The sequence below is a fragment of the Lonsdalea quercina subsp. quercina genome, from assembly GCF_000688655.1.
GTDB classification, from domain to species: Bacteria; Pseudomonadota; Gammaproteobacteria; order Enterobacterales; family Enterobacteriaceae; genus Lonsdalea; species Lonsdalea quercina.
This window is the reverse complement of the sequence record NZ_JIBO01000008.1, coordinates 262874-282816: the sequence shown is the minus strand read 5'-3', so window position 1 is coordinate 282816 and position 19943 is coordinate 262874. Positions and strand designations below refer to the sequence as shown.

The following is a 19943-nucleotide window of genomic DNA, read 5'->3' as shown; positions in this document are numbered from 1 at the left end:
GTACTTCTGCGCGGACCGCGTGTACTCCAGCGCTGATCATCTGGTCTTCAACCGAACGACGGGTTTGCGAGACACTTGGGTCGGTTAATTCCACTAGGCCTGAATAAAAAAAAGAAAACCGCCGCGACGGTTTTCTTTTTTTTTGCAAATCCGTTTTTTTAATCAGAACAGGGATTAATTCCCTTCGTGCAGTTTTTCGTCTTCACGGCAGTTGCCGGAGCTGCAGTGGCCGTAAAGGTACAGGCTGTGGTTGGTCAGTTTGATCCCGTGGCGCTCTGAAATCTCACGCTGGCGAGTTTCAATAGATTCATCGCTGAATTCAATGACGCGCCCGCAGTCCAGACAAATCAGGTGATCATGATGCTGTTGCTGAGTCAGTTCAAAAACTGATTTTCCGCCTTCGAAATTGTGGCGGGTAACGATACCGGCGTCATCAAACTGGTTCAGTACGCGATAAACGGTGGCCAGACCAATTTCTTCTCCCATATCAATCAGCTTCTTATACAAATCTTCCGCACTGACGTGATGGCAAGTTGGATCCTGCAGTACTTCCAAGATTTTGAGACGAGGAAGGGTTACTTTCAGGCCGGCCTTCTTTAATGCGGTGTTGTTGTCAGTCATGCGGATTTAGTCCTGTTACTCTACTTTCATCAAGGGAGGCTAACTAGCCTAATATTATCGGTCGGCTCAAACATGTTTATTCGTCTCAATTATAGAACTGCATAGGCGAAATGAAAACCGCAGAACCGTAACCATATCAGGCTTACCCATCGGTAAAGGGGACGGCGCAACGCCGTTTTAAAAGCGAAAAATGGTGAGAAACCAGCTAACCGAAGGGGTTATTGTACCGCGCAACGCGGAAAAGTTAAAAAAATGTATCTATCTTTACGACAGATTTTACCTATTGATACGGCTCCGACACAAATTTGCGCCGGGCCGCAACGGGGATTACGGTTCCAAAAAGCTTACAAATTCAGCTCAGCGCTGATTTGTTTCACCCATGCGCTCACGCGCTCCTCCGTCAGCTCCGGCTGACGATCTTCATCAATTGCCAGGCCAATGAAGTGAGAGTCATCCGCCAGACCTTTGGAGGCTTCGAAGTAGTAGCCTTCGGTTGACCAGTTACCGACGATGGCCGCGCCGCGCGGTTCGATAATGTCGCGTAAGGTGCCCATAGCATCACAGAAATACTCGGCATAATCTTCCTGATCGCCGCAGCCAAAGAGCGCTACGCGCTTGCCGGTGAAATCGATGTCTTCCAGCGTCGGGAAGAAGTCGTCCCAGTCACACTGTGCTTCCCCGTAGTACCAGGTTGGAATGCCCAGCAACAGAATGTCGAAACGCTCAAGATCTTCTTTGCTGCTTTTGGCGATGTCATGGACTTCTGCGACATCGGTGCCCAGCTGCTGTTGGATCGCCTTGGCAATGTTTTCGGTATTGCCAGTATCGCTGCCGAAGAAAATACCTATAAGTGCCATGGATAATATAACCTCTTGATTCCTAATGAAATGGCGCCAGAGCTACCACAGATCGGGTAATGATAGCAGACCCTTTCTGAGGGAGAAACTTGTATCTGCCGATGCTTAGGGNCTCTCCGCCTTTGCGTTGATTTCTCATATCTTAAATATTTTTATAACTTTTTTAACTCACTATCTTATTGAAAGCAGTTAACTAAATATTATTTCAGGTTTTTTTCTCACTTTTGCGAGGTCTGCCCTCTAAATTTTTGCCCGATATTGACGATGGTGAACACAGAGCGCTTTGTCAGTAACGCCCATTCAAGACCGTGCTTTGCCTTAACGAAGACGCTTCATCACAATTCTAGCTACACCACACTTAATTTTTGCTTCAACGGGGAGTTTAGATATGCAATTGCTGAGAAATATTGCTATCCGTACGGCATTACTATGGGTATTGGGCACCTTCTGCGTGCTGTGGGGCGCTGTTTCGGCCTACACCTTCTATTCATTCCATGCAATGACCCAAACATCACACACCAGCACCCTGCTGGTTAAAAATATGAACCTGGTCAATATGGGCAACGATCAGTACTTCCGAATGGTGACTCGACTGGCCAGATCGGTGGACTATCGTCGGTCGGGCGATATTGTCAACGCCGACAAAGAGCAGCAGTCTGCGGCGGAAGCGCTCAATAATATGAAAGAGGATTTGGTGGCGTTCAAAGAGATCGACCACGGCGGCATGGATGGTTCTTTGGCCGATGCGGTGGCTAACGACTGGGCGAATCTTGTCCAGAATGGTGTAGAGCCGATGTTCCAGCGCGCAGCTGCTTCCGCGCTGGACGAGTATCAGGGTTATGCCAAAACGACCGTCCCTGCATTGAGCCGTCAGTTCGGCATTTCAGTAACGGCCTTCAACAAAGCGGGCGCGGAGAAGTTTAGCGCGGCGGGCGAACGCTTCAATCAGCTGACCTTCATCGGCCAGACCATCCTGGTGGCGGGATTGATCGCGGGCCTATTGATGCTGCTGTTCACCGACCGTTATCTGGTCAAATATTTGATGCGTCCTCTGAACGAACTCCGTGACTACTTTCAGATCATCGCCGCCGGGCGGTTGGGAAAACCGATTGCGGACTTCGGCAACAATTGCGTGGGCAAACTGTTCCCTCTGTTGCGTGATATGCAGAGCAGTTTGGCGAATACGGTCAGCACTATCCGTACCAGCGCGGAATCGATATATCAGGGCGTCTCGGAAATCGCCGCTGGCAATAACGACCTCTCGGCGCGAACGGAGTCTCAGGCCTCGGCGCTTGAGGAGAGCGCGGCCAGTATGGAGGAGTTAACCTCGACGGTTAAACAGAACGCCGAAAATGCAGGGCAGGCACGTCAGCTGGCGCAGCAGGCGTCGGCGACGGCGCATAAGGGGGGCGAACTGGTCGATAACGTGGTGAAAACCATGTCTGAAATCTCCAGCAGCTCCAAGAAGATCGCTGAAATCACCACGGTTATCAACGGGATTGCGTTCCAGACCAATATTCTGGCGCTAAACGCCGCGGTGGAAGCGGCCCGTGCCGGAGAGCAGGGACGTGGCTTCGCCGTCGTCGCGGGAGAAGTGCGTAATCTGGCTCAGCGAAGCGCGCAGGCGGCTAAGGAGATCGAACATTTAATTTCCGATTCGGTGCGCAGCGTCGATTCCGGATCGTCCCAGGTCGCGGACGCGGGCACGACCATGAGTGAAATTGTCCGCTCCGTCTCGAACGTTACCGATATCATGGCGGAGATTGCCACGGCGTCCGAGGAACAAAGTAAAGGGATCGCTCAGGCAGGGCAGGCGATTGCGGAAATGGATGGCGTGACGCAGCAGAATGCCGCGTTGGTAGAAGAAGCTTCCGCCGCCGCGCGCTCGCTGGAAGAGCAGGCGGCTCTGCTGACGCAGGCCGTGTCGGTCTTCCGCCTGACGGAATCGTCGGCCAAAGACGCGCCTGTAGCCCGAAACCGTGAAGTTAAACCCGCCGCTGCCGCGCCTGCGTTGAAAGCGCTGCCTTCCAGGAAGTCGACGGATAATTGGGAAAAATTCTAAAAAGCGGCACGGTTTCAGACGCCGTCTGACATGTTCGTCCACCTTATCGTCGCCGCAGGAGCGCGATGATAAGGGTGGATGGGGGGGAGTAGGAATAGCAGGCAGAGTGGGGTAGCCAGCGAACGTCGTTATGATCCCCTCGAATTCAGAGCGTCCTGAACGACATCTTAAGTGAAATCAACGTTTAGTCCTGGCCAGCTGAGACAGCAACATTTGCTCAATCAGCTCACTCCGGCTGATATTTTTCTCTTCCGCCAACGCGTTGAGAATATCGACCGCTTCCGCGTTAATTTTCAGCTCAACTCGACGTAGCCCACGATTCTTGTCTCGTCGCAGCTGATTTCGCTTATTAATTCTCAGCTGTTCATCTCGTGAAAGCGGATTGGTTTTCGGACGGCCTGGACGCCGCTCATCAGCGAACAGATCCGGTGTGGTGCGATCCGTTTGTTCTTTTGCCATAGGTAGTGGTACTGCAAAGATTCGGACCAAAACGCGCATTTCATTCGCGACATTTTGATGATGTGATTAACAATGCCAGTGGCTAGACAGCCGACCCTTAAGNGCGTAAAGCGGGCGACATGATACCCTAGCGGAACCAGCCGCGACAATGGTTTACGGCGTCGCGGCGAACGGTTGGGCTAACTCTGCGCCATAAAACGGTGTATCGCCCGCAGCACGGCCTCAGGTTTTTCCGCATGCACCCAATGCCCCGCACCCGCGATGGCATAAGCCGTCGCGCCGGGAAACTGACGCAGCAGCGCGTCGCGATAGCGGCGATCCAGATAAGGCGAATTCTCACCGCGAATAAACAAAATGGGATGCGCCCAGACGGGTACATCTTGCCAGCCTGAAATGACATCGTATTGATCCCATAAAACCGGCACGTTGAATCGCCACTCTCCTTGAGCAAATGACTTCAGCAGGAACTGAATCACGCTTTCATCGGCGATGCTTTCGCGCATCAATTCCGCCGCGGCAGTACGTTGTGTGATCCCGGCGGCGCTGACGGCTCTTAGTGCGGCAAAGATGTCGTCGTGTCGTCGGCTGTGATAATGCACCGGCGCGATATCAATCGCGACGATGCGCTCAATGCGATCCGGGATCAGCGCGCTCAGCNCCATGGCGACTTTTCCGCCCATGGAGTGGCCGATCACAATGACACGATCCAGCGACAGTTCGTCCAGTAGATCCACGACATCTTGCGCCATATCTTGATATTGCATGGAAGGATCGCGCGGAGACAACCCGTGGTTACGCAGATCGATCTGTAAAATATCGTGTTGATTTTGCAGATCGCGGGCCAATACGCCAAGATTATCAAGGTTACCGAACAGGCCGTGAATGAGAATAACCGGAAGCTGCTGCTGAGGCAGTTGCGCGTTTTGCCAGCGATAATTCAATTTCATAGTGAAGTTCATTCAGGGAGACGTTTGCTTAGGGTATCATGAGTTTATCCTGCGATCTCGCGGTGCCATGAACGATCGCCTCAGGCGNCCCTCCATGCGCAAAGGCATCACTCAGCCTAATCTGACTTTATGCGGATACCCGCGTTTGCTGCTGTTCGCGGGAGAAAGGTAACTTTATACTCCCTGATGATTGAAGAAATAAAACCGTACTGGATAAAGATGAAAACTATTGAGGTCGACGAAGAGCTTTATCGTTATATCGCCAGCCATACCCAGCATATTGGCGAAAGCGCATCCGACATTTTACGGCGTATGCTGAAATTCAGCGCCGGACAGGTTGTACAGACAGCCTCCTCCACAGTTGCGGCGGCGGAAAAGCCGGCGGCGACGATCCAACGTAGCCCGCGTGACCGGGTGAGAGCGCTCCGCGAGCTGCTGTTATCAGACGAATACGCTGAGAAGAATAAAGCGATCAACCGCTTCATGTTGATATTGTCCGTATTGTATGACCTGTCACCTGCGGAATTCGGCGCAGCGACCGAGTCGCTCCACGGCCGAACCCGCGTCTACTTTGCCGGTGACGAGCACACGCTGCTGCAAAATGGCACGCACACTAAACCCAAACATATCCAGGGCACGCCATACTGGGTTATCACTAACACCAATACGGGTCGTAAACGGAGCATGATTGAACACATCATGCAGTCGATGCAGTTCCCGCCGGAGCTAATCGAGAAAGTCTGCGGTACCCTCTAAATCACGCGTCAGGAAAACAAGGCAATGGCTAATCACCCGAGAGCTGGACAACCGNCCCGGCAGAGCGACTTGATTAACGTCGCGCAGTTGACGTCGCAGTATTACGTGTTGCAACCGGACCCCGCTAACCCGGCCCATGCCGTTAAATTCGGCACCTCCGGTCATCGCGGCAGCGCCGCGCGTCACAGTTTCAATGAAGCGCATATTCTGGCTATTGCCCAGGCCATCGCCGAAGAGCGCAGTCGCCAGGGGATTAGCGGTCCTTGTTACGTGGGGAAAGACACGCATGCGTTGTCTGAACCCGCGTTTATTTCCGTTCTGGAAGTGCTGACGGCGAATGGCGTGGATGTGATTATCCAGCAGGATAACGGCTTCACCCCGACACCGGCGGTCTCCAACGCGATTTTGACGCATAACCGCAACGGCGGTGCACTGGCGGATGGCATTGTCATCACACCGTCGCACAACCCGCCGGAAGACGGTGGCATCAAGTACAATCCCCCCAATGGCGGACCCGCAGACACCAACCTGACCAGCGTGATTGAAAAGCGCGCCAACGCGTTGCTGGCCGAATCGCTGCGCGACGTTCAGCGTCAGACCGTGGACGCGGCCAAACAGGGCGGTCATCTTCACGAGCAGGATCTGGTGCAGGCCTATGTGGAAGGGCTGGGCGAGGTCGTCGATATGGCGGCCATTCAGCGCGCCGGGCTGAAGCTGGGCGTCGATCCTCTGGGGGGTTCCGGTATCGCCTACTGGCAGCGGATCGCCGAACACTACCAGCTGGATCTGACGATGGTTAACGACGAAGTTGACCAGACGTTCCGCTTTATGACGCTGGATCACGATGGCGTCATCCGTATGGACTGTTCATCCGAATTCGCCATGGCGGGACTGCTGGCGCTGCGCGACAAGTTCGATCTGGCCTTCGCCAACGATCCGGACTACGACCGCCACGGCATCGTGACCCCCGCCGGGCTGATGAATCCGAACCACTATCTCGCCGTCGCGATCAACTACCTGTTCCAGCATCGTCCGCAGTGGAACGACAGCGTCGCGGTCGGCAAAACATTGGTCTCCAGCGCGATGATCGACCGGGTCGTCAACGATCTGGGCCGCAAGCTGGTGGAAGTGCCGGTCGGCTTTAAATGGTTTGTCGATGGGCTGTTCGACGGCAGTCTGGGCTTCGGCGGCGAGGAAAGCGCGGGCGCGTCTTTCCTGCGCTTTGATACTCAGCCGTGGTCAACCGACAAAGACGGCATCATCATGTGTCTGCTGGCGGCGGAGATCACGGCCGTGACCGGTAAGAACCCGCAGCAGCACTACGATGAATTGGCGAAACGCTTCGGCGCGCCTAGCTATAACCGTATCCAGGCTCCGGCCACGCACGCGCAAAAAGCCGCGTTGTCCAAGCTGTCGCCGGAACAGGTCTCCGCCAGTACGCTGGCGGGCGATCCGATCACCGCGCGTCTGACCACCGCGCCGGGCAATGGCGCGTCCATCGGCGGGCTGAAGGTGATGACGGACAACGGCTGGTTTNCCGCGCGTCCTTCCGGCACGGAAGAAGCCTACAAAATTTACTGTGAAAGTTTCCTCGGGGATGACCATCTGCGGAAAATTGAAAAAGAAGCGGTAGAGATTGTCAGCGAAGTGCTGGACAACGCGAAATAACGTCCGTTACCACGCGAAATTTAAAAGGCACCGATGACGGTGCCTTTTTTGTTATTAGCCGGAATGTTAGCGACGAAAAGCGTTGTTTTGGTCAGTCGCGGTCTTAACGATTATGCGAATGTTGCGCCCGTATCATTCTGTCCGCCTGCCGTGTTGCTGGGGAGATTCGAGCGTCGCCGTTCCTCATGCCGAGGATAAATCCGGCAGTGACGAATTGGACAATGTCATCGAAAATGGGGGACGATTGCCATTATCCAAGTGTAACCATCAGCGTGACCACTGGGATCATCACAGCGCATATTGCGGATAGCCAACCCGCTACTTATAACTCTTTTCCCGCTCAAGAATAAGCGGAAATGCCGCTTCAGCCTCATGCGAAAGGCTATCTTCAGGGGATGAAACGATAACCGACGGCGGTCTCCGTCACCAGGTGCCGCGGGCGGGCGGGGTCCAGCTCCAATTTTTGGCGCAGGTGTCCCATATAGATGCGCAGGTAGTGGCTGTTCTCTACCGCATTAGGCCCCCACACGTCATTCAGCAATTGGCGCTGCGTCAAGACTTTGCCGGGATTAGCGACCAGCAGGGACAGTAAGCGGAACTCGGTGGGCGTCAGATGTAGCAGTTCGCCGTTGCGAGTCACCTGACGATCGAGCAGATCGACACTGATGTCTCCGAAGGTCACCTGCGGGCTTTCCTGCCGCGACAGCGTAAACCGACGCTGTGCGACACGCAGCCGCGCCAGCAGCTCGCCAATGCCAAAAGGTTTTGTCAGAAAATCGTCGGCGCCAGCGTCCAGCGCCGCGATTTTATCCTGTTCATCGCTGCGGGCGGACAGGACGATAATCGGGATGCTGCTCCACTGGCGCAGGTCGTGAATATAATCGATGCCGTTGCCGTCCGGCAGGCCCAGATCGAGGATAATCAGCGACGGCTTGCGGGTGGCGGCCTCGATCAGGCCGCGCTGTAGCGTGTCGGCCTCAAAGACATGACAACCTTCCCCTTCGAGCGCTTGCCGCACGAAGCGCCGTATCTCTTTTTCATCTTCTACGAGCAATATGTTGGTAAGCACCTGCGTGGTGACTCCTCTTATTCAGGTTCCAGATCCGGCGGGGTTATCAGCGGCAATGTGAAGTGAAACACGGCGCCGCCGCCTTCGGCATTCGTCGCCCAGATTTTTCCGCCGTGAATGGCGACGATGGCCTGACAGATAGCCAGTCCCAACCCTACACCAGGAATGGCGGATTCCTGATGTCCTCGGGCGAATTTATCAAAAATCATCAGCTCTTTACCGGGGGCGATGCCGGGGCCGTTGTCCTGCACGCGCACTTCAACGTAGCGCTCGTCGGTTGCTGCGACGAGCGGCAGTGCGGAGAGCGTAATAGCGGCTTGGTCTCCCGCATACTTGACGGCATTCTCCAGAAGGTTAATCAGCACCCGTTCTATCAGGATGGCATCGCAGTAGACCAGCATCAGATCTTGCGGCAGCGCCAGCGCCAGCGTCACGTCTGGCGCGTCTTCGCCATTTTCCAGATGCCGCACTGCGCTGTCCGCCAGCTCCTGAAGCGACTGCCAGGCTTTGCGGGGATGGAAACTGTCCGACTGGAGACGAGCCATATCCAGCAGATTATTGACCAGCCGTATGGTGTTCTGGATCTGCCGTCCGATCTGGCCGGCTTGCGGAGCATAAGGCGATGCCTGCGCGCTCAGATTCCGTGTCAGAATCTCCGCCTGTCCGGACAGCACCGTCAGCGGCGTGCGCAAATCGTGGGACAGCGCGGACAGCAGCGAGTTGCGTAACTGCTCTCGTTCGGTATCCAGACGCGCCTTCTCGGCGCTTTGGATGAGATGCAGCCGTTCCAGCGCATTGGCGATCAAGACGGTGCAGGTCTCCAGCATGCGCTGCTGTTCGGGGATCATCAATTGGCGCGCATGCAGCGGCTCAAGCGCGATGACGCCGAACGTCAGCTGCGGCGTCGACAGCGGCTGAATCTGGTAAGGAACGCCGGGCAGGGTACGGGTTCCGTAGCCCGCCGGCGCATGATGGTCGAAGCTCCAGCGTGCGATAGCCGGGTCGACGATAAGCGATTCCGGCGTCTGCGCCGAGACGGGCTTCAGCTCGGTCGTCGGTGAGGACGGCGTATCCGCCAGCCAGATCGCGGCGCGAGCCTGAAACGTCGAGCCAAGATAGTGACGACTGGCGGCGGCGATATCTTCCACGGTCAGGCTGCGGTTAAGCGCGTTGGACATCTCGTACAGATGGCGCATGCGCTGTTCACGGAAGCGGGCGACGCGTGCCTGGTAGCGCACGCCCGCGGTCAAGCTGCCCACCAGAATGCCGACGCTGAGCATCACGATAAACGTGACCAGATACTGTGCATCGGCCACGGCCAGTTTGCCGCGCGGCGCGACGAAGCAGAGATCGAAGGCGACGACGTTGATCAGCGCGGCAAAAACCGAGGGCCAACGTCCGAAGAACAGCGCGACGATCGCCACGCCAAGCAGGTAAATCATCACCAGATTCACCGGTTCGAGCATGGAAAATGGAGACCACAGCGCCAGCAGCGTGATTGCGGCGCACAGGGCGATCGCCAGCGCGCAGCCATACAGCTGACGCCGCCATTTTTCGGTGGGACTCCGGTTATCTTCCGGTTTGTCTGGCGGGGTGGCGGGCTCATCCTGAACGGCAACCACCACCAGATCGAGATCGGGTCCTAATAGCCCCAGCTTCTCGGCGAATCGCGCCCGACGCCAGCGATTCCATCGGCGATCCGTGTGACGACCAATCACGATTTTGCTGAGATTATGTTCGCGTGCGTAACGGAGGATGGCGTTTTCCACGGAGGGATCGGACAAGGTGGCCGTTTCTGCGCCCAAATCCTGCGCCAGCTTCAACGCGCGCAGGATGGCCCGGCGTCGGGATTCAGGCAGTCGGTGTAACCGGGGCGTTTCCACGTACACTGCGTGCCAGACGCCGCCCAACCGCGCCGCCAGCCGGGCGGCAGTCCGCACCAGTTTTTCATTGCCCGCGTCCTGACCGATGCAAAGCAGAATCGCGTCGCGGGTATGCCATACGCGCTCGCCGCCCTGAAGGTCGCGCATCGCCCGCACCTGGTCGTCCACCCGGTCAGCCAGCCGACGCAGGGCCAGCTCACGCAGCGCAACGAGATTGCCCTTGCGGAAGAAATGTTCGATGGCGCGCTCCGCCTGCTGCGGAAGATAAACCTTGCCTTCATGCAGGCGTTGGCGCAGGTCGTCCGGCGGCAAATCCACCAGCACGACTTCGTCCGCATCGTCAAAGAACGGATCGGGGAGGGTTTCGCGTACACGTATACCGGTGATCCCGCCCACCACATCGTTGAGGCTTTCCAGATGTTGCACGTTGACCGTTGTGAAGACATCGATCCCGGCTTCCAATAGCTCCTGCACATCCTGCCAGCGTTTAGGATGACGACTTCCATGCAGATTACTGTGGGCCAGTTCATCTACGAGGATCAGCGCAGGCGCTCGCGCCAGCGCGGCGTCCAGGTCGAACTCCTCATAATCTCTGCCCGCTGCCCCGATCTTTTTCCCCGGCAGTTGCGGCAACCCGTCTAACTGCGCGAGGGTCTCCACGCGCCCGTGGGTTTCCACCACGCCGACCAGCACATCCAGCCCCTGCTCCTTGAGACGGCGAGCTTCTTGCAGCATCGCGTAGGTTTTACCGACGCCCGCGCTGGCGCCAAAAAAAATCTTCAGTTTTCCCCGCGGGGATTCTCCAAGCTGGGACAGCAACGTATCCGGGTCGGGACGACGCGGTTCCTCATGGGTCATGAACGGTCCTTATCGCAAGGCTCAGTGAATCATGGGTTGGGTCTAACAGTAATACATAAGCGGCGGTGTTTCCGCCAGAGCCAGGCGTCTCCGGCGTTTTATTCGCGGGTGGCGAAAGTCAGCTTTTTTATCATCGTCAGGCCCATCCCTTCATCAATTTTTAGGATAATTACGGCCCGGTTTTCTGGTCGGATGAGTAGCTAACCGGGCACAAAGCGGGTAGAGTTTTAGCCTATTGCAGTAACGCGTTCATCACCTGCGGGAGTGCCTCCCGCGCATCGTATGACTCGGAGGATGGCCATGTCTTGCGCTTACCCGTTCCACCGTATTGTTCTGCGCCGCAGCGCGGTTGTGATTATTGGTCTGCTGGCTTTGCCGGTGATGCTGTTCCGTCGCGATCGCGCCCGTTTCTACAGTTACCTGCATCGAGTATGGTTAAAAACCAGCGACGAACCGGTGTGGCATAGGCAGTCAGAGCATGCCGCCGGCCACTTTTATTGACCGCAGCGCCGAGGGACCGCGTATCTATCCCTCCTTCGCGTCTGAAATCGTCAGGCGCGAAGGCATGATTTTCCTCATCTTTCTCATGAGTTGCCTGTAAATCCGCTATGCTATTGAGATAGCAATTTCTTTTGATGAGGCACCTCATGTCGAACTCGTTAATTCCCGTTGGCATAAGCGCCTGCCTGCTGGGAAATCAGGTCCGTTTTGACGGCGGACACAAGCGTTTTGGGTTTGCTGCGGATCAACTCACCTCCTATTTCAGCTTTGAGCCGATATGCCCCGAAATCGCGGTTGGGCTGCCGACGCCGCGTCCGGCCTTGCGTTTGGTCAAGAACGAACACGATGAAACCGTGTTGCGCGCCAGCAACGGCAGCGATCTGGACGTGACCGAGGAAATGCACGCCTTCTCGGCAAGCAAGGTGAACGAACTGAGCCATCTGTGCGGCTACATCGTCTGCGCCAAATCCCCCAGCTGTGGGATGGAGCGCGTCCGCGTGTATGACGCCGACCAGAAAAACGCGCGGCGAAGCGGCATGGGTCTCTTTACCGAACACCTGATGGCCGCCATGCCGTGGTTGCCTGTAGAAGAGAACGGCCGCCTGAATGACGCGGTGCTCCGCGAGAACTTCATCGAGCGAGTTTTCGCACTGCATGAGCTGAATCAGCTATGGCAACAAGGGCTGACCCGCGGGCGGCTGGTGGCGTTTCACAGCCGTTACAAGCTGCTGTTGCTGGCCCATTCTCAGACGGAATACCGCACGCTGGGACGTTTTGTCGCCATGATGGACCAGTGGGAGTCTCTGGAAGCCTTCGCTGCGGAATACCGGCTGCGCTTGATGTCGCTGCTCTCGAATCCCGCGACCCGCCGCAATCACACCAACGTTCTGATGCATGTGCAGGGCTATTTCCGCAATCAGCTGAATGCCTCACAGCGCCAGGAGCTGACCCAGCTTATCGATCGTTATCGCCAAGGGGTCCAGCCGCTGCTGGCTCCCATTACGCTCCTGCGCCACTATTTGTCCGAATATCCGGACGACTACCTCGAGCAGCAGCGCTATTTCGCGCCGTATCCCGAAGCGTTGCGCTTGCGGTACGGCTACTAGTTTGTTGTCATAAGGACTCGCTATGGCTACGCACTTGGTCTGGTTTCGCCACGATTTACGCATGAGCGATAATCTCGCGCTCCACGCTGCCTGTCAGGATAAAAAAGCCCGTGTGATCGGGTTATTCATCGCCACGCCCCGGCAGTGGGCTAACCATGACATGTCCGAGCGTCAGGCCGCCCTGATGTTCGATAACCTGCAACGGTTGCAGCAGTCTCTGCATGATAAAGGCATCCCGCTGTTCTATCAGCAGTGCGGCGACTTTAACGACAGCGTTGATGCGCTGGTCGAGTTTTGCCAGCGCGAGCAGGTGACGAACCTGTTCTACAACTATCAGTACGAGCTGAACGAACGCCAGCGCGACAGAAAAATGGAGCAGGCGCTGGACGGCAAAGTCGTCTGTCAGGGCTTTGATGACAGCTTGCTGCTGCCGCCCGGCAGCGTCATGACGGGCGACGGCAAGATGTATCGTGTCTTCACGCCGTTCAGCAAAGCGTTCGTCAAACGGTTGCAGCAGAGCGAAACCGTCTGCGTGCCAGCGCCGACCGCGCGCGGCAAGATGACGGACGATGTTCCGCCGGTGAAGCCGTTCGACTATCCGTCAATTTTAGTATCCGAGGACTTTCCGGCGGGCGAAGAGGCTGCGCAGCAGCGGCTGCGTCAGTTCTGTCGTCAGAAGGCCGACGGCTACGCCTCTCAGCGAGACCTCCCCGCCGCGCCCGGCACCAGCCAGCTTTCGCCGTATCTGGCGCTCGGCGTCATCTCCCCGCGGCAGTGTCTCGAGGCGCTNCTGGCCGAGTATCCCGAGGCGCTACGTCAGCCAGACAGTAGCGCTTTTGTCTGGTTCAACGAACTGATCTGGCGGGAGTTTTACCGCCATTTGATGGTTTTCAGCCCTGAGCTGTGTCGCCATCAGCCGTTCATTCCCTGGACGAAGCAGGTTGAGTGGCGGGACGACCCGAAAGGGCTTAAAGCCTGGCAGGAAGGCCGCACCGGCTTCCCCATCGTGGATGCGGGCATGCGACAGCTTAATCACATGGGCTGGATGCATAACCGGCTACGCATGATCTGCGCCAGTTTCTTGATTAAGGATCTGCTGATTGACTGGCGCGAGGGTGAGCGGTATTTCATGAGCCAACTGGTGGACGGCGACCTGGCCGCCAACAACGGCGGCTGGCAGTGGGCCGCGTCGACGGGGACCGACTCTGCGCCCTACTTCCGCATCTTCAACCCGAGCACGCAGGGGGAGCGCTTCGATCCGGACGGCGACTTTATCCGGCGCTGGGTGCCGGAGCTGTCGAAGGTGCCCGGCAAAGCGATTCATCATCCTCTGCGTTGGGCGGAACAGCAGGGGCAAAAGCTAGACTACCCGGCGCCTATCGTCGACCATAAACAGGCGAGAACCCGCACGCTGGCAGCGTTCGAGTCCGCCAAGAACACACAATAAATTATCAGGGAGCCGTTGTACCTATGCGTAATACCGAACTGGAAACCGTGATCGACCGATTTCTGAATGTGTCCGCTTTTTCCGACTACGCCCCGAATGGGCTGCAGGTCGAAGGCCGCAGCGATGTGAAACGTATCGTTACCGGGGTGACGGCCTGTCAGGCCTTGCTGGACGCCGCCGTGGCGCAGCAGGCCGATGCGGTGCTGGTGCATCACGGCTATTTTTGGAAAAGCGAGCCGGCGGTTATCCGCGGAATGAAACGTCGGCGTCTGAAGACGCTATTGGCCAACGACATCAATCTGTATGGCTATCACCTGCCCTTGGATGCGCATCCTGAGATCGGCAACAACGCCTGTCTGGCGAACATGCTGAATATCACGACGCTGGGCGAGATCGACTCGCTGCTGCCTTATGGCGAGCTGCGGCAGCCGCAGAGCGGTGATGAGCTGCGCCACCAGCTGGAGGAGGCGTTAGGGCGCTCGGTGCTGCACTGCGGCGATCATGCGCCGGCGATGATCAAGCGCGTGGCATGGTGTACCGGCGGCGGGCAAGGATTTATCGATCAGGCCGCCGATTTCGGCGTGGATGCCTTCATTACCGGGGAAGTATCCGAAAAGACGGTGCATACCGCACGAGAAATGGGACTTCACTTTTATGCGGCCGGGCATCACGCCACGGAGCGAGCGGGGATCCGCGCGCTGGGCGAATGGCTGGCGCAGCAGCATGGCTTTGACGTGACCTTTATCGACATTCCCAATCCGGCCTAATTGACCGTCATCGCTGGGGATGAGACGGGACGACGGTGATACGGCGTCGCGGCGGAGGTTTTCAGGGGAGGTAAGGATGCAACAGGTTCGCTGTTATCTGCTGGGAGAGAGCGCGGCGGTGCTTGAGCTGGCGGCGCCGCCGGCGCTGCAAAGTCAGCAACGTATCTGGGCGCTGGCTGAGCGTCTGCGCGGGGAAAGCGGGGTAGAAGAGGTCATTCCCGGAATGAATAATCTGACCGTCATTCTGGCCCAGCCGGTGTTCGCGCCGACGGCGGTGTTAGCCCAGCTTCGCCATGCCTGGGATGAGATCTCGGCGAAGCCTCAGGCTTCTCGGGAAGTCGATATCCCGGTGATTTATGGCGGGGGGAATGGGCCGGATTTAGCGCATGTCGCGGCGCACTGCGGTATGACGCCGCGTCAGGTCGTCGAATGTCATGCCGCCACGCGCTATGTCGTTTACTTCATCGGCTTTCAGCCCGGCTTCGCTTATCTGGGCGACCTGGATGCGCGGCTGTATACCCCGCGGCGCGCAGAACCCCGTTTGCAGGTGCCTGCCGGCTCCGTCGGCATTGGCGGCCATCAGACCGGTATTTATCCTTTATCCACCCCCGGCGGTTGGCAGCTGATAGGACGTACAGAACTTTCGCTGTTCACGCCCGCATCGACGCCGCCGACGCTGCTGCGGCCGGGCGATCGGGTTCGCTTCGTTCCACAGCGGGAGGGCCTATGCTGACTATTATTCGGGCGGGTTTGCAAACCACGGTTCAGGACCTGGGCCGCTTCGGCCATCGCCAGTTCGGCATTGGTCAATGCGGGGCGTTGGATGTGCCCGCGCTGAGCATCGCCAACCTGCTGGTGGGGAATGAGGCCGACACGGCCGCGCTGGAGATCACGCTCGGTCAGTTTACGGCCAAATTCACCCGCCGCAGCTGGATCGCGCTGAGCGGGGCGGACGCGCGCGCGGAGCTGGATGGTCAAACGCTGTGGACCGGATGGCGTTACCCGGTCGAGCCGGGGCAGACGCTGCATCTGGGCATGCCGCGACACGGCATGCGCAGCTATCTGGCGATTTCCGGCGGCATCGACGTGCCGGAAGTGTTGGGGTCGCGAAGCACCGATCTTAAAGCCGCCTTCGGCGGATTGTCAGGACGTCCGCTGGNGGATGGCGATAGCCTGCCACTCGGCGCACCTGGACGGCAACTGAGCAAGCCGATCGGCATAAAACAGCTTCTGTTTCACAACCGGGTTCGGGNTTTAACCGGGCCGGAGTATCAGGAATTCAGCGAAGTCGCGCACGACGAGTTCTGGCGTACCGGCTGGCAGTTAAGCCCGCAAAGCAACCGAATGGGATATCGGCTGCAGGGACCGGCGCTGGAGCGCGTTACCCACCGCGAGATACTGTCTCACGGGGTGTTGCCGGGGGTAATTCAGGTGCCGCACAACGGCAAACCGATCGTCCTGATGGCGGATGCTCAGACGACCGGCGGCTATCCGTGCATCGCCAGCGTGATCGCCGCCGATCTTTATCATCTGGCCCAGATCCGTCTGGGCGAGAAGGTGCACTTCGTTCACTGTTCGCTGCCAGAGGCTCGGCAGGCATGGCTGACTCAGCGGCACTATCTGGAACAACTGGCTTGGAGGCTACATGGTGATTGACTTGAACGCGGATCTGGGAGAAGGCGGGAAACATGACGAGGCGTTGTTACCGTTGATCAGCTCCGCCAACATCGCCTGCGGTTTTCATGCCGGCGATGCGCAGACGATGCATCGTTCGGTGCGCTCGGCCATCAAATACGGCGTCACCATCGGCGCGCATCCGGGCTATCCCGACCGGGAACATTTCGGCCGCCGGGCGTTGCAGCTTTCGCCCGACGCGGTCTTTGCTCAGGTGGTTTATCAGGTCGGCGCGCTGGCGGCGTTAGTCAAAGCGGAGGGCGCGCGGATGTTCCACGTGAAGCCCCACGGTATGCTTTATAATCAGGCCGCCAAAGATCCGCAGCTGGCGGACGCGATCGCCAGAGCGGTCCAAGTGGTCGATCCCTCGCTGCATCTGGTCGGTCTGGCGGGGAGCGAGCTGATTGAAGCCGGAAAACGACACGGGCTGAAGACGCGCGAAGAAGTGTTCGCCGATCGCAGCTATCAGGCCGACGGCACGCTGGTGCCGCGCGATCAGATCAGCGCGCTGATCACCAGCGATGAATTGGCGCTGGCGCAAACGCTGGAAATGATCCAGCGTCAGCGGGTGCGCGCCACCGACGGCAGTTGGGTTCCGGTGAAAGCCGATACGGTGTGCCTGCACGGCGACGGCGACCATGCGTTGCAGTTCGCCAACAAGCTGCATCATAGTTTTGCGCAGTACGGCATTCACATCGCCGCCTGCTGAATAAATAGCGTTAACGGGAGCGGGGGTTATGCCGGAAGGCCCTGAAATTCGTCGCGCGGCCGATGCGCTGTCGGCGGCTATCGTCGGGAAAACGCTGACCGCCGCCTGGTTCGCGTTTCCCGCATTGAAAATCTATGAACCACAACTGACGGGGTCGCAGGTGACGCGGATTGTGACCCGCGGCAAGGCCCTGCTGACCTATTTTTCCAACGATTTCGTGCTGTACAGCCACAATCAGCTGTATGGCGTTTGGCGCGTGGGGTTGCCCGAAACGTTGCCAGAGACCAAACGCGACCTGCGCGTTCGGCTGACGGCGGCAGACACTGCTGTGTCTCTGTACAGCGCTTCCGATATCGACATGCTGACGGTCGACCAACTGGCCACGCATCCTTTCTTGCAACGCATTGGTCCGGATGTGCTGGATATGACGGTGACGGCTGAACAAGTGCAGGCGCGATTGCTGCTGCCTCGTTTTCGTCGTCGCCAGTTCAGCGGGCTATTGCTGGATCAGGCTTTCCTGGCCGGATTGGGCAACTACCTCCGGGCGGAGATTTTGTGGCAGGCCGAGCTGGCGCCCCGGCGCCGCGCCGCGGACTTGTCGCCAGAGCAACTGGCGGCCCTGAGTCAGGCCCTGCTGGACGTCCCTCGTTTATCTTATCGGACTCGCGGCGAAGGGAGTGAGCGACGGCATCACGGCGCCGTGTTCCGCTTTCGCGTTTTCCATCGCGCTGGCAAGCCCTGCGAACGCTGTGGTCACCTTATTGAGCGCACCGTGTTGTCGTCGCGCCCGTTTTACGGCTGTCCCCACTGCCAGCGTTAAGCTGAGCAGGACACTGTGTGGCGGCAATAAATGTGCATGACGTTGGTTCCGGAAGGGGAGCCGCGATGGGCGATCAGAGGGGGCGACGGAGAGTCGATGGTATCGCTCCGAACCGAACATCGCCGACCCGGAGCCGCGTTTCATCAATGCTCTTTCACCTCGGGTTCGAAGTCGCGGCGTTCGTAACCGGTGTATAGCTGGCGCGGACGTGCGATCTTCAGACCTTCGCCGTGCATCTCACTCCAATGGGCAATCCATCCGNCCGTACGCGCCATCGCAAAGATGACGGTAAACATCGATGACGGGATCCCCATCGCTTTCAGGATTATGCCGGAGTAGAAGTCCACATTCGGGTAGAGTTTGCGCTCAATGAAGTACGGATCGTTCAGGGCGATGTGCTCCAGCTCCAGCGCGACCTCCAGCAGATCGTCCTTGGTTTTCAGCTCCTTCAGCACTTCGTGACAGGTTTTGCGCATGACGGTGGCGCGCGGGTCATAATTTTTGTACACGCGGTGGCCGAATCCCATCAGCCGGAACGAATCGTTTTTGTCTTTCGCGCGCTCAATAAATTCTGGGATGTGTTTGACCGAACTAATCTCTTCCAGCATTCGCAGACAGGCTTCATTAGCGCCGCCGTGGGCGGGGCCCCACAGCGATGCGATGCCGGCGGCGATACAGGCAAAAGGATTGGCCCCGGACGATCCGGCGGTGCGCACGGTCGACGTGGAGGCGTTCTGCTCATGGTCCGCATGCAGAATAAGAATTTTGTCCATGGCGCGTTCCAGCACCGGATTCACCACATAGTCTTCGCACGGCGTGGCGAACATCATGTGCAGGAAGTTGCCCGCGTAGGAGAGGTCATTACGTGGGTAGATGAAGGGCTGACCCAGCGAATATTTGTAGCACATGGCGGCCACGGTCGGCATTTTTGACAGCAGACGATAGGCTGCAATCTCGCGGTGCCGCGCATTGCTGATGTCCAGTGAGTCATGATAGAAGGCGGCCAGCGCGCCGGTCACGCCGCACAGCACCGCCATCGGATGCGAGTCGCGGCGGAAACCGTGAAACAGGCGGGTAATTTGCTCATGGATCATGGTGTGGCGGGTCACGATGGTTTTGAATTCGTCGTATTGCGCCTGCGTAGGCGCTTCTCCAAACAGCAGCAGATAGCAGACTTCCAGATAGTTGGATTTATCAGCTAACTGATCGATCGGGTAACCCCGGTGCAGAAGGATGCCTTTATCGCCGTCGATAAAGGTGATTTTTGACTCGCAGGACGCTGTGGAGGTGAAACCAGGATCGAACGTGAAATAACCTTTCGCACCGAGGCTGCGGATATCGATCTCGTCGTAACCGAGCGTACCGGACAGGACATCAAGCGCGATAGGCTCTTGACCGTCGATAGTAATCGTTGCGTGTTTGTCAGCCATTGACATTCTCCTTAGCGTTTTAGTTAACGACATTGCTCACCGTGACAGCGAGTCATCCTACCTGGGAGCGGCGACCGGAAGCCGGCTGGCATGACTCGGTAAAAACCGGTTGTTTAGGACGGCGCCAGCGGCGGTGATTTTCCGCTGAGCGCAGGCAGTTTCGAGTCAGGCGGTTGCCGTTAATCCGACGTGTCGTCCTAAATTGAGTGTAGTCATACCGATGACTTTTACGTGGACTCTTTCGACACTGTTACACAACCCATCTCAATCGAAAAGCGTCGTCTCTCACCTTCGTTATCAGTCACAAGC

Annotated in this window: 18 protein-coding genes; 11 read left to right on the top strand and 7 right to left on the bottom strand. The window is 57.6% G+C overall.

Annotation, left to right across the window (positions count from 1 at the left end):
* Positions 1–174: 174 nt before the first annotated feature.
* Both fur and fldA read right to left on the bottom strand, forming a co-directional pair.
* Positions 175–621, bottom strand: a complete 447-nt coding sequence (fur, locus tag RZ35_RS10165) for a ferric iron uptake transcriptional regulator (RefSeq protein WP_026743208.1) — start codon at positions 619–621, stop codon at positions 175–177.
* A 344-nt stretch (positions 622–965) separates the two neighbouring features.
* Positions 966–1478: a flavodoxin FldA gene (gene fldA, locus RZ35_RS10160; RefSeq protein ID WP_026743207.1), complete on the bottom strand. Its 513-nt coding sequence runs from the start codon at positions 1476–1478 to the stop codon at positions 966–968.
* A gap of 388 nt (positions 1479–1866) precedes the next feature.
* On the opposite strand from fldA, the gene RZ35_RS10155 reads away from it, so the two are divergent.
* Positions 1867–3540 carry a methyl-accepting chemotaxis protein gene (locus tag RZ35_RS10155; RefSeq protein ID WP_026743206.1) on the top strand — a complete coding sequence of 558 codons (1674 nt, stop codon included), beginning with the start codon at positions 1867–1869 and terminating at the stop codon, positions 3538–3540.
* 177 nt (positions 3541–3717) lie between these two features.
* On the opposite strand, the gene ybfE is transcribed toward RZ35_RS10155, so the two are convergent.
* On the bottom strand, positions 3718–3999 hold the full coding sequence (gene ybfE, locus RZ35_RS10150) for a LexA regulated protein (protein WP_026743205.1): 282 nt from the start codon (positions 3997–3999) through the stop codon (positions 3718–3720).
* 179 nt (positions 4000–4178) lie between these two features.
* Positions 4179–4946 (bottom strand): esterase, encoded by a 768-nt coding sequence (gene ybfF / locus RZ35_RS10145; protein WP_026743204.1) that lies wholly within the window; start codon positions 4944–4946, stop codon positions 4179–4181.
* 219 nt (positions 4947–5165) lie between these two features.
* Here ybfF and seqA point away from each other — a divergent pair, with 219 nt between their 5' ends.
* Together seqA and pgm are read left to right on the top strand one after the other, a co-directional pair.
* Complete coding sequence (gene seqA / locus RZ35_RS10140) at positions 5166–5702, top strand: replication initiation negative regulator SeqA (protein WP_026743203.1); 537 nt, start codon at positions 5166–5168, stop codon at positions 5700–5702.
* 24 nt (positions 5703–5726) lie between these two features.
* Positions 5727–7370, top strand: a complete 1644-nt coding sequence (gene pgm, locus RZ35_RS10135; RefSeq protein WP_026743202.1) for a phosphoglucomutase (alpha-D-glucose-1,6-bisphosphate-dependent) — start codon at positions 5727–5729, stop codon at positions 7368–7370.
* Between the two features lie 388 nt (positions 7371–7758).
* Here pgm and kdpE read toward each other — a convergent pair whose 3' ends face one another.
* Positions 7759–8439 carry a two-component system response regulator KdpE gene (gene kdpE, locus RZ35_RS10130; RefSeq protein ID WP_026743201.1) on the bottom strand — a complete coding sequence of 227 codons (681 nt, stop codon included), beginning with the start codon at positions 8437–8439 and terminating at the stop codon, positions 7759–7761.
* Positions 8440–8456: 17 nt separating this feature from the next.
* On the bottom strand, positions 8457–11180 hold the full coding sequence (kdpD, locus tag RZ35_RS10125; protein WP_026743200.1) for a two-component system sensor histidine kinase KdpD: 2724 nt from the start codon (positions 11178–11180) through the stop codon (positions 8457–8459).
* A 294-nt stretch (positions 11181–11474) separates the two neighbouring features.
* Here kdpD and RZ35_RS10120 point away from each other — a divergent pair, with 294 nt between their 5' ends.
* The 8 genes from RZ35_RS10120 (at position 11475) to nei (ending at position 18204) form a co-directional block, all read left to right on the top strand.
* Entirely contained in the window at positions 11475–11681 is a 207-nt protein-coding gene (locus tag RZ35_RS10120) for a YbfA family protein (RefSeq protein ID WP_026743199.1), read from the top strand.
* A gap of 146 nt (positions 11682–11827) precedes the next feature.
* Entirely contained in the window at positions 11828–12787 is a 960-nt protein-coding gene (locus RZ35_RS10115) for a YbgA family protein (protein ID WP_026743198.1), read from the top strand.
* Positions 12788–12809: 22 nt separating this feature from the next.
* On the top strand, positions 12810–14234 hold the full coding sequence (phrB, locus tag RZ35_RS10110) for a deoxyribodipyrimidine photo-lyase (RefSeq protein ID WP_026743197.1): 1425 nt from the start codon (positions 12810–12812) through the stop codon (positions 14232–14234).
* Positions 14235–14257: 23 nt separating this feature from the next.
* A complete protein-coding gene (locus RZ35_RS10105) occupies positions 14258–15001 on the top strand; it encodes a type 2 GTP cyclohydrolase I (RefSeq protein ID WP_026743196.1) in 744 nt (247 codons plus the stop codon).
* Positions 15002–15077: 76 nt separating this feature from the next.
* Positions 15078–15734 carry a 5-oxoprolinase subunit PxpB gene (gene pxpB / locus RZ35_RS10100; RefSeq protein WP_026743195.1) on the top strand — a complete coding sequence of 219 codons (657 nt, stop codon included), beginning with the start codon at positions 15078–15080 and terminating at the stop codon, positions 15732–15734.
* Positions 15728–16657 carry a 5-oxoprolinase subunit PxpC gene (gene pxpC / locus RZ35_RS10095; protein ID WP_026743194.1) on the top strand — a complete coding sequence of 310 codons (930 nt, stop codon included), beginning with the start codon at positions 15728–15730 and terminating at the stop codon, positions 16655–16657. Before pxpB ends, pxpC begins: the two co-directional genes overlap by 7 nt.
* Positions 16647–17384 carry a 5-oxoprolinase subunit PxpA gene (gene pxpA / locus RZ35_RS10090; protein WP_026743193.1) on the top strand — a complete coding sequence of 246 codons (738 nt, stop codon included), beginning with the start codon at positions 16647–16649 and terminating at the stop codon, positions 17382–17384. Before pxpC ends, pxpA begins: the two co-directional genes overlap by 11 nt.
* 28 nt (positions 17385–17412) lie before the next feature.
* Complete coding sequence (gene nei, locus RZ35_RS10085) at positions 17413–18204, top strand: endonuclease VIII (RefSeq protein ID WP_026743192.1); 792 nt, start codon at positions 17413–17415, stop codon at positions 18202–18204.
* Positions 18205–18347: 143 nt separating this feature from the next.
* On the opposite strand, the gene RZ35_RS10080 is transcribed toward nei, so the two are convergent.
* A complete protein-coding gene (locus tag RZ35_RS10080; RefSeq protein WP_026743191.1) occupies positions 18348–19634 on the bottom strand; it encodes a citrate synthase in 1287 nt (428 codons plus the stop codon).
* Between the last annotated feature and the right edge of the window lie 309 nt (positions 19635–19943).

What these genes read in the sequence shown, in the direction of transcription:
- ybfE (WP_026743205.1), bottom strand. Translation starts at nt 3,999, where the DNA reads ATGGCAAAAGAACAAACGGATCGCACCACACCGGATCTGTTCGCTGAT.
- nei (WP_026743192.1), top strand. Translation starts at nt 17,413, where the DNA reads ATGCCGGAAGGCCCTGAAATTCGTCGCGCGGCCGATGCGCTGTCGGCG.
- RZ35_RS10155 (WP_026743206.1), top strand. Translation starts at nt 1,867, where the DNA reads ATGCAATTGCTGAGAAATATTGCTATCCGTACGGCATTACTATGGGTA.
- kdpD (WP_026743200.1), bottom strand. Translation starts at nt 11,180, where the DNA reads ATGACCCATGAGGAACCGCGTCGTCCCGACCCGGATACGTTGCTGTCC.
- fldA (WP_026743207.1), bottom strand. Translation starts at nt 1,478, where the DNA reads ATGGCACTTATAGGTATTTTCTTCGGCAGCGATACTGGCAATACCGAA.
- RZ35_RS10105 (WP_026743196.1), top strand. Translation starts at nt 14,258, where the DNA reads ATGCGTAATACCGAACTGGAAACCGTGATCGACCGATTTCTGAATGTG.
- seqA (WP_026743203.1), top strand. Translation starts at nt 5,166, where the DNA reads ATGAAAACTATTGAGGTCGACGAAGAGCTTTATCGTTATATCGCCAGC.
- RZ35_RS10120 (WP_026743199.1), top strand. Translation starts at nt 11,475, where the DNA reads ATGGCCATGTCTTGCGCTTACCCGTTCCACCGTATTGTTCTGCGCCGC.
- pxpA (WP_026743193.1), top strand. Translation starts at nt 16,647, where the DNA reads ATGGTGATTGACTTGAACGCGGATCTGGGAGAAGGCGGGAAACATGAC.
- RZ35_RS10115 (WP_026743198.1), top strand. Translation starts at nt 11,828, where the DNA reads ATGTCGAACTCGTTAATTCCCGTTGGCATAAGCGCCTGCCTGCTGGGA.
- pxpB (WP_026743195.1), top strand. Translation starts at nt 15,078, where the DNA reads ATGCAACAGGTTCGCTGTTATCTGCTGGGAGAGAGCGCGGCGGTGCTT.
- fur (WP_026743208.1), bottom strand. Translation starts at nt 621, where the DNA reads ATGACTGACAACAACACCGCATTAAAGAAGGCCGGCCTGAAAGTAACC.